Source organism: Halobacteriovorax sp. DA5, from assembly GCF_002903145.1.
Classification (GTDB): domain Bacteria; phylum Bdellovibrionota; class Bacteriovoracia; order Bacteriovoracales; family Bacteriovoracaceae; genus Halobacteriovorax_A.
Window position 1 is genome coordinate 152,476 of record NZ_PPDJ01000007.1, and the last position, 13,594, is coordinate 166,069.

11 protein-coding genes are annotated in these 13,594 nt (G+C 37.3%); 3 read left to right on the top strand and 8 right to left on the bottom strand.

Annotated elements, in window-relative coordinates; translation table 11 throughout:
- Position 1: 1 nt before the first annotated feature.
- From C0Z22_RS09965 to rimK, 4 genes are all read right to left on the bottom strand, one after another.
- A complete protein-coding gene (locus C0Z22_RS09965; protein ID WP_103218221.1) occupies positions 2 to 814 on the bottom strand; it encodes a protein-glutamate O-methyltransferase CheR in 813 nt (270 codons plus the stop codon).
- A gap of 16 nt (positions 815 to 830) precedes the next feature.
- Entirely contained in the window at positions 831 to 2,339 is a 1,509-nt protein-coding gene (locus C0Z22_RS09970; RefSeq protein WP_103218222.1) for a methyl-accepting chemotaxis protein, read from the bottom strand.
- 229 nt (positions 2,340 to 2,568) lie between these two features.
- Entirely contained in the window at positions 2,569 to 3,594 is a 1,026-nt protein-coding gene (locus C0Z22_RS09975) for a succinylglutamate desuccinylase/aspartoacylase family protein (protein ID WP_103218223.1), read from the bottom strand.
- The gene (gene rimK / locus C0Z22_RS09980; protein WP_103218224.1) at positions 3,595 to 4,488 is read right to left on the bottom strand and encodes a 30S ribosomal protein S6--L-glutamate ligase; all 894 of its coding nucleotides are present in this window, start codon (positions 4,486 to 4,488) and stop codon (positions 3,595 to 3,597) included.
- Between the two features lie 178 nt (positions 4,489 to 4,666).
- On the opposite strand from rimK, the gene C0Z22_RS09985 reads away from it, so the two are divergent.
- Complete coding sequence (locus tag C0Z22_RS09985) at positions 4,667 to 5,011, top strand: zinc ribbon domain-containing protein YjdM (protein ID WP_103218225.1); 345 nt, start codon at positions 4,667 to 4,669, stop codon at positions 5,009 to 5,011.
- 7 nt (positions 5,012 to 5,018) lie between these two features.
- Here the strand turns inward: C0Z22_RS09985 and egtD are convergent, their stop codons facing one another.
- On the bottom strand, positions 5,019 to 6,011 hold the full coding sequence (gene egtD / locus C0Z22_RS09990) for an L-histidine N(alpha)-methyltransferase (RefSeq protein WP_103218226.1): 993 nt from the start codon (positions 6,009 to 6,011) through the stop codon (positions 5,019 to 5,021).
- Positions 6,011 to 7,177 carry an ergothioneine biosynthesis protein EgtB gene (gene egtB / locus C0Z22_RS09995; protein ID WP_103218227.1) on the bottom strand — a complete coding sequence of 389 codons (1,167 nt, stop codon included), beginning with the start codon at positions 7,175 to 7,177 and terminating at the stop codon, positions 6,011 to 6,013. Before egtB ends, egtD begins: the two co-directional genes overlap by 1 nt.
- A 192-nt stretch (positions 7,178 to 7,369) precedes the next feature.
- Between egtB and C0Z22_RS10000 the strand changes: the two genes are divergently transcribed.
- Positions 7,370 to 8,149: a hypothetical protein gene (locus tag C0Z22_RS10000; protein ID WP_103218228.1), complete on the top strand. Its 780-nt coding sequence runs from the start codon at positions 7,370 to 7,372 to the stop codon at positions 8,147 to 8,149.
- 16 nt (positions 8,150 to 8,165) lie between these two features.
- Here C0Z22_RS10000 and C0Z22_RS10005 read toward each other — a convergent pair whose 3' ends face one another.
- Positions 8,166 to 11,375: a hypothetical protein gene (locus C0Z22_RS10005; protein WP_103218229.1), complete on the bottom strand. Its 3,210-nt coding sequence runs from the start codon at positions 11,373 to 11,375 to the stop codon at positions 8,166 to 8,168.
- 207 nt (positions 11,376 to 11,582) lie between these two features.
- On the opposite strand from C0Z22_RS10005, the gene C0Z22_RS10010 reads away from it, so the two are divergent.
- Positions 11,583 to 12,641 carry a hypothetical protein gene (locus C0Z22_RS10010; RefSeq protein WP_103218230.1) on the top strand — a complete coding sequence of 353 codons (1,059 nt, stop codon included), beginning with the start codon at positions 11,583 to 11,585 and terminating at the stop codon, positions 12,639 to 12,641.
- Here the strand turns inward: C0Z22_RS10010 and yghU are convergent.
- Complete coding sequence (yghU, locus tag C0Z22_RS10015; RefSeq protein WP_103218231.1) at positions 12,638 to 13,495, bottom strand: glutathione-dependent disulfide-bond oxidoreductase; 858 nt, start codon at positions 13,493 to 13,495, stop codon at positions 12,638 to 12,640. The genes C0Z22_RS10010 and yghU overlap by 4 nt on opposite strands.
- Between the last annotated feature and the right edge of the window lie 99 nt (positions 13,496 to 13,594).

A 13,594-nucleotide genomic window follows, 5' to 3' on the forward strand; every position in this document is an offset into this window, starting at 1 on the left:
CCTACTTCTTTTTATAAGTTTGAGGATGCACATACTCAAATTCACTAGAAAGTCCGTTCAAGCTTTCTGATTCTCCAAGAATTAGAATTGCTCCAGGCTTCATTGCTCTTGAAATATTATTAATTACTTGTTTTTGATCTTCTTGCTTAAAATAAATCAAAACATTTCTTAAAAAGACAATATCAAATTGAGCAATATTACCTTTAGGAATTGAAAATAAATTGTGACTTGAGAAAGACGTATTCTTCTTCAACTCGGGAACAACTTCTGCAAACTCATCATCTTCATTGAAGTAAGTTTGAAAGAGTTTTGTATGTCGTTCCTTAAAATTATTAATATTTCGACCACTATATCTTGCATCTTGGGCATATTTTAAAACTTTTGTCGAAATATCTGTCCCAACGATTTCATATTGAAAGCTAGACTTAATCTTTTTATGCTCTTCACAAGACATCGCAATAGAATAAGCTTCTTCACCCGTAGAAGCTGCTGCTGACCAAATTTTTACTGGTAAAGAATTTTTCCAATTAATCAAAAATTCTTCTTGAAAGTATTTCCATACTTTCTCAGTTCTAAAAAATGTTGTCTCATTAGTCGTTATAATATTGATGAATTCTTGCTTTTCATTAATATCAGTTTGTAGATAAGCAATATAATCATCATAACTTTCTAACTCCAGTGCCTTAAGCCTCTGTCTAATTCGACCTTGCAGCATACTTTTTTTTGATGGAGAAATAGTAATTCCTGTATGGAAGTGAACGAGGTCAATAATCTTTTCCATTTGATTACTATTTAGCTCCATTAAGTAAATCATTCGCAAAACCTTTCTCTTAATCTTGGATTAAGTCACTAAGTCTTTTTGCACCATCAGCTAGACTGCGAGTGGCCATGGCAATTGACTCAGATGCCGCAGCTGAGTTTTCTGTTTCAGATGCAACTTGTTGTACGGCCTCACTTACCTCTTTTGCTGCAAGAAGTTGTTCTTGCGTGGCACTAGAAATTTCAGCAATTGAGTGATTCGTATTATTAACCCCGTCGACAATTTTTGAAAATGCCTCACCGGCCTTCTTAGAGATTTGACTCCCCTCAGAAATTTTCTTAACAGAATCATTAATAAGCTTTGAGATTTCTTTCGTTGCTTGTGAAGAGCGCTCTGCTAACTTTCTAACCTCATCTGCAACAACAGAGAAGCCAGCACCATGCTCTCCAGCTCTTGCCGCTTCAATAGCAGCATTGAATGCTAAAAGATTTGTTTGACTTGCGATTTCACGAATAACTTCTACAATCTCACTAATCTCTTCCGATGATCTTGTTATAATTTCCATTGCTTCAACAGCTTCATGTATTGACTTCGCTCCCTCTTGTGCTTCTGTAGAAGTAAGCTCGGCAATTTCATTAGCAGATTTAGCGTTTTGAGCGATCGAATTAATCGATGCAGTTAACTCTTCAACTGAAGCGTTCATCTCCTCAGTTGTTGCACCAAGAGATACAGCACCTTCAGCAACATTCGATGATTTTGTCGAAATATCCTCTGTGCTATCTTTCATTTCCTTGGCCAGTTCATTGATGGCCTTTTTAATTCTTTCATCTTCTGTAATAACATCCCAAGTAACCATTGCTCCCTGGTAAGTATTATTCATATCCATTACTGGACTTACTAATAAGTTTAATATTTCATCTCCAACATGAATTTTTGTTTCATGAGGAAGATTAGATGGATCAGATAACATTTTTCTTTGGTGTGCAGGATTCTTATGAAAAACATCGATACTACTTCCAACAATCTCAGAAACCTTAATTGGCAATAGTCCTTCAATTGAAGTAAGTGTTTGTCTCGATTTTGGATTAATATATGTGATATTAAAGTCTCGATCTGAAAGCATTACGTTGATTGGCATATTATCAAGCATTGAGCTGTATTGAGCATTGCGATTATCAGCAACTAACTTATCTGTAATGATATCCCATGTAACCATCGCACCTATGTAGTCATTACCATCCATAACAGCAACAACATTTAGTTCAAGTGATTCATCACCAATTCTAATTTGAGTCTTAATTGGTAAATTTTTAGGATTTGCTAAAAGCTTTTGTTGATGAATAGGATTCTCATGGAAGACATCGATTTTTGAACCAATAATTTCTGCAACAGGAATAGGCAGAAGAGATTCAATGGCCCTTAAACTCTCAAAACTTTTTGGATTAATGTATTTGATTACTAAATCAGTTCCGCAATACATAACATTAAACGGTAGCTTATCTAGCATATCGTAAATAGCTCCACTTCCTTCAAATACATTTCGACAATCAAGTTCTTGGTTTATTTTTGCCATGGTCATATAAGTCTCCTACATCCTCATAGAGAAAGTTATTTCTATTAAAGAAATTATATGACTCCATATATTTTAAACTACTCAGTTTTATCGAAATGTAAGTTGTTTATGTGACATGTGTAAAAACAATAAGTTAAGTATCTAAACTATAGAATTGCATAAGAAAATTATACCTGAGCAATTCACTTACTCATTTTCACATTTAATGGGAATTAAGAACGACGACTAATAATTTTTAAACTTCAAAATCAAAGTAGTCTGAAAGCTCACCATCACCTTCTTGAAGGTCGTCGATTTCTTCATGCGATTCTTCACCAAGGAAGCCAATATTGTAGAGAGCATCTCCGGCCATAACAACAGATGACTTGCTTATACCCAAAATAACTCCATCGTGCTCCATTGTGATTCGACTAATAAGCTCACCTGTAAGTTGGCGCAACTCCCCAACGATCTCGCCTTCTTTTACAATTTTTCCATGATGGGCCTTATTAATTAATAGTCCACCTTTGACCGCTCTCATCCACTTCGTTTTTCTGATAATGAATTTTTCTTCTTTAAAACTCATTTTAGTTCTAATCATGCCATAGTGACTAAGAATACTCTTAACGAGATTGACACCATACTTTGCAATTGTTTCATCAATGCGTAAGCCTTCTCCACCTTCAAAGACAATACAAGGCCTACCTAAATCATTAATGGCCTCTCTTAGAGAACCATCCCTAAGCGTGCTATTAACGACCAATGGAATACTAATATTGTTAACAAGCTCTAGCATTCCCTTTGTTTCTAAATCACAACGGATTTGTGGAATATTGAAACGGCCAGGACCTCCAGAATGGAGATCGACAAAGACATCACCATACTTCGTTATTTGCTTAAAGATAAAATTTGCAAAGCGAGCACCAAAGCTCCCCTTTGCTTTACCAGGAAAACAACGATTAAGATCCTTACGATCAGGAAGGTATCGTTGCTTATTCAAAAAGCCGTAAATATTTACAGCTGGAATGATTATTAAAGTCCCTTTTAAAAGTTTCAATTTACCTTTCATTAAAAGTTGGGCTGCTCTTAATCCATTGATTTCATCACCGTGCATACATGCAGTGACTACAACACAGGGAGAGATCTCCTTTGTTGCACGATAGATATAAATAGGAGCTTTTACTTTTTGAAGCCCGTAAAAAGAAGGGAAATTGACAAACTCAACGATTGGTCTGCCAATTTCAACTTCTTCAACTTTTAATTTAAATAATTGATCCGTCAATTAGTTATCCTTTATGACTTTTGTATAATTCTTCTCTACGTAATCGATGATTTGAACGGCAATATTCTTATTCGTACAACCTTCAATTCCCTCAAGCCCCGGAGAAGAATTAACCTCTAATATTTTAGGACCTGTACCAGAACGAATTATATCAACCCCGGCCATATTAAGCTTCATTGCCTTTGCGGCAGCAATAGCAACTTTTCTTTCTTCCGGTGTAATCTTCACAGGTGATCCAATTCCACCTCTATGAATATTTGAGCGGAACTCACCTTCTTTCGCTTGTCTCATCATTGTGCCAATAACCTTGCCTCCAACAACAAAACAACGAATATCTGCGCCATTTGCATCTTTAATAAATTCTTGAACAAGAAAATTTGCCTTTAAAATTCTAAAAGCATCAATCAAACTCTCTGCAGCTTTCTTCGTTTCGGCCAAAATAACACCTTTACCTTGAGAGCCTTCAATAAGTTTAACAACCATTGGCGCTCCACCAACAAGCTTGATTAAGCTCTCAGTTTGTTGAGTATTATTTGCCATTCCTGTCTTTGGAAGGGGTAGATGCTTTTGAGATAGGATTTGGAGTGAGCGTAATTTATCTCTTGAGCGTCCAATTGCATTGGACGAGTTCAAGCAGTACACTCCCATCATCTCAAACTGACGAACAATCGCCATACCATAGGCACTTACGCTGGCCCCAATTCTTGGAATAACAATATCAACCTTGTCTAATTTTCTCTTGCGGTAGTAAACCATTGGAGAACCAGTTGCCACATCCATATAACATTTGTCTGGACGAGCGACTTCGACATGGTGACCTCTAAGTTTGGCTTCTTCTACTAGTCTCTTTGTAGAGTAAAGATTCTTATTAGAAGATAAAATCAAAATATTCATTTATGCTCCATAAAAATAGCAAACTAATCTTGCACCTATATAATATAGTCCAGAATCACTGAACAGTGAGGATAAAAGTCAACATAATTCATAAATTTTTAATTAAATTTTAATAACTTTTTTATTGATGGGGATAAGTCATATTTACAATAAACATTCTAAGTATTACTCTTATGCCATGACAGAAGAAAATCAAACATGCCCAAAATGTAGCTCACCTTACGCCTATAGCGATGGCCAATTATGGATTTGCCCAGAATGCTTCAATGAATGGAGCCTGGATGCTAGCTCTGAAGAAGATAGTACTCCTCAATTTGTTGATGTTAACGGTGCACAATTACAAAATGGTGACTCAGTAACAGTTGTTAAAGACCTAAAGGCCGGAAAAGGTACGATTAAGTCAGGAACAAAAGTAAAAAATATCCGCCTACTAGAAGAGCCAGTAAATGGACACGACATTTCTTGTAAAGTCGATGGCCATGGTTCGATGTATCTTAAGTGCTCAGTTGTAAAAAAAGCTTAATATAAGACTATCTTTTTACAACTTGCCAAAGAGAATCGATAAATAACTCTTCTTTATCAATAAAGTGTTCTTTTAATTTGAAGCCCGTGTGCTGACACGTTCTTTCTATATCTTCTTTCGAGTACTTAAATGAGTATTCGAGATGTAGTGGCTCATAGGCTTCGAATTCAAAGAGGTGCTCTAACTCTTCGATATAAACTTCCTGCTTCTCTTTTGGAAGTAAGTAACTCTCCATTGCTCCTAACTTCGGATTAAAAACTCCGACATGCTGAAATTTCTCTTTATTGAAATTTCCACCTAGCTCACGATTAATTCTATCTAATAGATTTAAATTAAAGTCACGAGTATATCCACTTGAGTCATTATAAGCAGCATGTAGCTTTTCAACATCTTTCTTTAGATCAAAACCAATTAATAAATAGTCATCATTATCGAGGTGCTTCCAAAGTTGTCTAAGAAAGCTTTCACTCTGGGCCCTATCAAAGTTTCCGATATTAGAGCCGAGAAATAAGACAAGCTTACGTCGCTTTGACTTCTGCTTCAAAAATTTTAACCCCTCTAAATAATCTGCAACAATACCATGTACAGATAAATTAGACTTATGAGTTATATGGGCCTGCATTTGCTTTAAGGCTTGTACTGAGATGTCGATTGGAAAATAATTAACTTTCCTATCTTCTTTTAAAAAGGCATCGATAACTAACTCACTCTTGTGGCCGTCACCTGCTCCTAATTCAATAATGTCGATTTCTTCATGACTTATTAAACTAGCTAGTTTAGAACCTGATTGAAGTAAAATTTCAAATTCTGTTCTAGTTAAATAATAATCACCATGTTGAGTAATCTTTTGAAAAAGGTCACTTCCTCGATCATCATAGAAGTATTTAGTTGATAGCTTTTTTTCAGTCTTAGATAAGCCTGTTAAAACATCAATGGCAAACTCTTCTAAGAATTCTGATACTTGGTTCTCACTTACTTCTCTCAGTATAGACACTTCCATTATATATCCTTTGCAATCCTAATTCCCGCAAACATCCATCTCTGATGAGCGCGATAGAAATTACGATAAGTTTTACGATAATGCTCTTCAGGGGTTGCAAAACATCCTCCACGAAGAACAAATTGATTACACATAAATTTACTATTGTACTCACCTAGCTCCCCTTTATAGGACTCATAGGCTGGATACGGTGAGTAATGAGATGAGCTCCAACACCAAAGAGGTAATTTCTTATCCCCAAGGGCCAACTCTAACTCAAATTCAGTTGGTAGACGATGACCCGCCCATTTTGCAAATGCCTGAGCTTCATACAAACTAATATGAGAAACAGGTGCATACATATCTAATGGCACTAAGCCGTGTAAGGAAAACTCATACCACTGTCCATCAATAAGTCGCCAATAAAGAGGCGTAATTATTCTTTGCTCATTTATCCAATCCCATCCGTCACTAAGCCAGTATTGAAAGTTTTGATAGCCACCTGAATTAATAAATTCTAAGTACTCTCCATTTGAAATATAACTTTCACGAATCGCAAAAGAAGTAAGATACCTTTTATGAGCTGGACCTTCATTATCGTATGAAAATTCACTTTCATCTTGACCAAAAGTATAGAGCCCTTCTTTAAAGTGCCGCCATTTTAATGAGCCTGCGGAAAAGTTCTCAAGTCGCTTTTGGGAGTAGACTGAATCAATTGGCCCCAAACTTAAGATATGCTTTATATCCATTAGCAGAAGCTCTTGATGCTGTTGTTCATGATTAAGTCCAACCTCTAATAACGATTCGACTTCATCAATACTTTCCGTCAGCTCTAATAATGACAGCATTGCTCTATCGACGTAATTTCGATAGCTCAGAATTTCTTGAACAGTAGGTCGGGAAAGAAGTCCTCTGCTCTCCTGCTTCCAATGGGTGCCTACAGACTTATAATATGAATTAAATAAGAGACTATATTCGGCATTAAATCTTTTATAATTTGATAAATACTTAACGAGAATAAATTCCTCAAAAAACCAAGTAGTATGAGCAAGATGCCACTTAGGAGGACTTACCTCAGGAGCAGACTGCACTGTGAAGTCCTCGATCCTAAGACCAACACAAGTCTTTAAAGTGGCATCTCTTGTGAGTCGATACTTTTCGACACACCAAGACTTACGCTCAATCATATCTAATAATTTATCGCTAAATGCTTCGATACTTACTCCACAACATCATAAAATTTTAAAACTATAAATTTTTACCTTCTGCACTATTGGATAAAAACTTAAGAATATTAAAATTTTTTAAAGAATAATTTGGCATGCGTAACGAACTCAGCAATAATAATTGTTATTTAGAAAAGAAATAAAGGAATTGATATGAAACGTATTTTATCACTTGCAATTAGTTCACTACTTCTATGCTCATCGGCCGTAGCAAAGGAAGTTCAAGATATGTCTGATCCTTTAGCGGTCTATACTCAAGCAGGTCTTGGCGCAACAAATAAAGGCTTAAATGCTAAGATTGGAATTTCTTATGATACAGGCATTAAAAATGTAGCAGCGATGAATGTTATCGAATTCAAGGGTTTTCTTGGAGAAGAACTTGGATGGGATGGTACATCTAAAAGATCTAATCGACTTGATAGTTTTCGCTTCAGAAATTTTAGCGCAAATATAAAAACAGGTAGTGGCTCACAATTAGATATAAACTATAGTCTTAAAGAATCATTTCTAGCAGAAAGAACAGGAAATGCTTCCTACTCTATCCTACAAGCACTTCCAAAGTTTTGGATTGTTAACCTCTATCCTCTAGCAGGAGTTGGTGTTGAATTTGGAAAGAATACTCTAGAAGACGATAACTCAATTGATAGTGGCTTCTCTGTTATTGGTATCAATAGTGTCGTTGGCTTCTACGGAAAATTTACGATCACTGATAAAATTTGGTTTAACTACAATCCTATCTGGGCAGCGGCCCTTGCGGGTTCTGACCTTTATGAGTCATCAGCATATGGTGGAAAAGATAATATTCTTCTTCACGAATTTGCAGCAAGCTACCAGTTCACTCCACGCTTTAACCTTCGCTACTTTGCGAATTGGAGTAACCTAGTAGACATTGCTGACGGTGACCACAGAATCGAATTTAATTATCAATTCTAATTAATCACTTTATCTTTTAAGGGGCGGCGATTCCAAATGTCGCTGACCCTCCTAAGAAAATCTCTGAAAATTTAATTCCTCGATCATAAAGTAGTGGTGTTTCAATTGAGCCCCAGAATGTATCTGGAAAGTTTCCAATCTCACCACCTTCACCGTAACCAAAACAGTACATATAACCAGTTACATTTTCGATTCCACAAGTGTGCCACATGCCAGAAACGAGCTTATTCCATGAGCGTCCTGCTATGATTGCTGGCTCAGCTCGATTTGAATAATCCCCCTGTCCAAGAGCTCCGTTATTCCCACTTCCCCAGCAGTATCCATCTCCACTGGCCTGAAGCGCGCAAGAGTGAGATTCTCCAACAGATAAACTCGTCCAAACGGCACCGCCAACAACTTCAACAGGAACAGAAGAATTTGTAAAAACCGCATCATTACCTAACTGCCCTCGATTATCATAACCCCAGCAGTATATTTTGCTATCAGTAGCTAGGCCACAAGCGAAGTGATCACCTGTTCCAATATCAGTAAAAGTAAGTCCACCGTTAACTGCTGTTGGTGTTGTCGTAAGGGTTGTCGTGTTCCCAGTGGCCACTCCATTTCCTAGACCACCGAAACGATTCGTCCCCCAGCAGTAAGCTGCACCATCGGTACGTATTCCACAAACGTGATAATATCCAACAGAAATCTTACTCCAGCTATGACCACCAACAATTAAATTAGGATCATGAAAGGACGCTGTTGTATCCCCACTTCCTATTTGCCCGTAGTTATTTCTTCCCCAACAATAACCAACATTAGTGGTTGTTACACCACAAACAGAATCATAATTAGCACTAAGAGACGCCCACTTATGGCCACCTGTAACTATTGTCGATGGGTGTGAATAGTTGGCCGTATCGGCAGCTCCATTTCCAAGTTCACCATATTGGTCTCGTCCCATACAATACGCATCGTCGGAGTCATCAATACCGCAAAAAAGCATATAACCAGCGGCCATAGACTTCCAAGTTTTTGCCAAAGGAACTTTCTTAGGCATAAAAAGACCAGCGTTCCCCATTCCAGTTCCGGCCTGTCCCCAGTTCCAGTATTGTCCCCAGCAATAGCCGTCACCGCTTGTTGTGACACCACAACTTAAATAGTCAGAAGCTGAAGCAGATGCCCAATTATGGCCACCAATAACAAGCGTTGGTGTCAGGCGGTTTTGAATATCACCGTCTCCGATCTCTCCTTCTTCCCCCTCACCCCAACAGTACATTTGATTTAGATTATCGATACCACATGAGTGTCTTCCCCTAACCGAAACATCAACCCAGTCTTGAGAACCAGTCACTTGTACCGGGACATTAGAAGTTGTTCCTAGGCCATCACCTAAGTTTCCTTCCCCACTAAAGTCAGTTCCCCAGCAATAAATATCACTTGTATTTGTTAGCCCACAAGCGTGAAACCAATGAACTTCAATTTTATCAAATGTTAGGCCACCACTGACAGGACTAGGAGAATACGTATCAGCACTTAGCCCATCTCCTAAAACATGGTTAGACCCCATTCCCCAACAGTATCCAACTCCCGCGACTGTAACTGCACATGTGGAATATTCACCGACTGCAACATTTTTCCACTTCGTTCCTGAACTTATATGCTCAGGTGCCGTAATAACTGTTGTATTATCTCCCATTCCGATTTGACCATAATTATTTCTCCCCCAACAATAAAGGTCATCAAGGGAGTTAATAGCGCAAACGTGATAGTTTCGAGTTGAAACCATTTTCCACTTCATTCCTCCCGGAACAAGTTTTGGAACAAATGAATCAGTTGCTGTTCCATCACCAAACCGATAATAACTATTATCTCCCCAACAATAGAGATCATCACTACCATCAATTCCGCATGTTAAACGATAACCAGTTGAGACATCCTTCCAGGTTTTCTCACCATCAACGATATGAGGAATATACTTAGGTTCATCAACTCCATAACCAATCTCACCATACCAACCTTCACCCCAGCAATAGAGCTTAGACTGAGTTGTGATTCCACAAGAGTGTTGATCTCCACCAACAATTTTTGACCAAGTTAAATTTCCAACTACTTTGTTGAGATCATTTGGATAAAGAGATTGAAATTTTTGTGGATCATAAACATCAATAGGCGCACCAACATCCCAAGAACCAAAGTAATATAAATTTCCAGCACTATAGCCTGTGGCCATTCCCTGCACACGATGTTCAGAGGAAACAATCGCTCCATCTGTAATATAAATATTGGCAAAATAATATCCATCCGCAGAAGCATTAATCGTCATATCAATAGTACAAGTCTCACCAGGATTTAAAGTTGTTCCAGTACAAGTATCGTTTGTAACTTGAAAATTCCCTGAACTTCCATAAATAAGGGGCGCCTGTAATAGACCAGTAGTTATTCCGCCTGAGTTTGTTAGTGTAATCGACTCAGTCTCACCAGGCCCTGCTCCTCCTGGTTGATATAACAGAGAGAACTCTGTTGCTCCTAATGTAAGCCCACCTGCGACATTTAAAGTTGTAAATGTATCAGAGACCACAACACTTGTATTTCCAGCTTCATCTATGGCACGAATTTCGATTCGATAATCTTCTGCTCCATCTAAAGATAAACCACTGACAGAATCTCCTTTTGTGAAAGAAGTCCAATCCTGCTCAACAGAAGAGTCTGAAACTTTAATGACTCTTACCTGATAACCCACAAGAACTAAGTTATCAGTTGAGTCCGTTGTCCATGTCACCGTAGGAGTCATTGATAAACTGGCAGGAACTGCTCCAAGTGTTAATGCGGAAACAGCAGTCGGATCAGTCGTATCGAGGGTAATTGATTTTGTCACGGATTCAGAAGAAATTGCATTTGAATCATCTGCTCCAAAAATATAGACAGTCTTTAGTCCATCACCACCTGATAAAGCAAATGAAGCTGGAAATCCTGTGACCCAATTTCCTCCTCCACATGATCCTGCACTTGTATCGACTGGAGGAGTTGTTTGCGTTTCACTAATACAGTACTGAGTTAGATCGTCTCCACCACTTTTTGTCATATCAATGCTATTAATATTTGAATGGGTTGTTGAACCAGAACTACTGTCACTTAAAATAACTTCTAGTGCCGCTACTTCAATTCCAAAATTAAAGCTAACCTCCGACTCTTTTAAACAACTGGTCAATAAAACAATAACCGACAATAATAGAATGTTTTGCATTCTCCCCCACTTTTTAAACTCAATATTTTTACTATCGGTAAATACTTTTAACTTATTTAAACAAAATCATATGAGGGATAAAAAAAGTTTAGAAAAAACGAGCTTTTACATCAGATATCTTTTTATAGACTGCAGAAATCGCTCTATAGGATGAAGGATTATCTTCAACTAAAATAATTTAACTAAAGTAAATAAAAGTGAGAATTAATGAAACAAAAATTTTTAAAACTAACCTGCCTTTTCTTTTTATCATTTAATTATTTATATGCTGATTCAATAAACTTAGAGGAATCAAAGAGAAATTCTAAGCATCAATATCTTAGACTTTCATATCAATCAGTGAATAGTGAAAAACTTCAAACAATCTATGAACAACTTCTAATTGATTCTTATAACTATGAAGAAGAAGATTTCATGGCCAAGAAAACAAGACGTGAAAATGGGCATATCAAAGACTGGAATAATTTAAAAGATAAAAGCTTTAGACTCTATGTCGAGATTGAACTCATTGATATAAATAAGTTCATGAATATTCTAAACTTAACTGATGAGCAAATTAAGGCGTTATTTGGAGTCGTTAAATCAGATAGACCAACACCTAAAAAACAAAACGATTCTGGCCCACTAAAATTTTCAGTTTTTTACATGACTTCTCTTGGAGAATTTAACCAGAAAAGTGCACCAGGATCTGTTGAGTTCAAGCAAAACTCTTCCGTTTCCCTGGGCCTTACGTCAGTATATCAAGTGAATGCCAAGTATGGTGCTCAAGCAAGTCTTTACTACTCTCACCTAAATACTGCTTCTGCAAATCAGTATCTTGATAATGTTTCAGTTGATCCAGAGATTGGTTTTAACCTATACGGTACGTATAAATTTGCAGACTATGGACTAGAAGCATATGCTGGTCTAGATTTCGAGCGTTTTAATACTTTCAATTTTGATGGATTAACAGAAGCCGATCAAGTTAAATTTGATAAGAACCAAATCTTCTTTTTAACTGTTGGTGTACAAAAAAACTTTAAGTTATACAGAAGAAACTTCTTAGCAAAATTTAGCTACTCTCACTCACTACTTTCAAGTCGAGACATAGGTTACGCTAACACAAGTGATAAACAAGAGTTTACTGGAGGCAAGATTATGGCCTATGTAATGGGCGATATCACAAAGAAAATTTTTGCTCATGCAATTTTCAAAATGCACTTTATGGATGGCCCAACCGATTTATCAGTAAATCGACTGGGCCTTGGATTTGGTTATAAATTCTAACGATATGTAATATCCTTAGCGTCAAAGTCACTTTGGCCATGGCGCTCAAGGATTTGTTGATCTTCATCTCCCCAAGCTCGATTAACTAGCCTTCCTCTTAATACCGCCGGCCTCTTAATCAATTCATCTGCCCAACGAATAACATTCTTATATTCATGTACTGACAAGAACTCTGCTGCATCATAGAGCTTGCCTTTAACAAGTGCCCCATACCATGGAAAGATCGCTATATCTGCAATCGAGTATTCATCTCCTGCAATGTATTTATTATTTTCTAATTGCTTATCAAGTACATCTAGCTGTCTTTTTGTTTCCATCGCAAATCGATCAATCGGATACTCAAATTTCTCAGGAGCATAGGCATAGAAATGACCAAAGCCTCCCCCTAAATAAGGAGCACTTCCCATTTGCCAAAAAAGCCAATTAAATACCTCAGCTCTCTTGGCCGGATCCTTTGGTAAGAAGTGTCCAAACTTTTCTGCCAAGTGAACAAGAATTGATGCTGATTCGAATACTCGAATTGGTTGACCATTATTCTTATCAAGTAAAGCTGGAATCTTAGAGTTTGGATTAATAGCAACAAAGTCAGAACCAAACTGGTCTGCTTCTCCAATATTAATTAAGTAAGCATCATACTCGGCTTCTTTAATTCCAAGCTCTAATAGCTCCTCAAACATAATCGTAACCTTAACTCCATTTGGTGTACCTAGAGAGTACAGTTGAAACGGATGCTCTCCTTGAGGAAGTTCCTTTTCAAAGCGCGCTCCTGCAGTTGGGCGATTAATACTTGCAAACTGTCCCCCATTTCCTTCTGTAAATGTCCAAACCTTTGGTGGTGTATATTTTTGATTCATAATCTTCTCCTAGTAATTTCTAGATTATAACAAGCATGAAGGTTAAAAAAAATCTAAACTTGATGAGGATCAAACTTACTCAATAGAGTTTATGGTAGG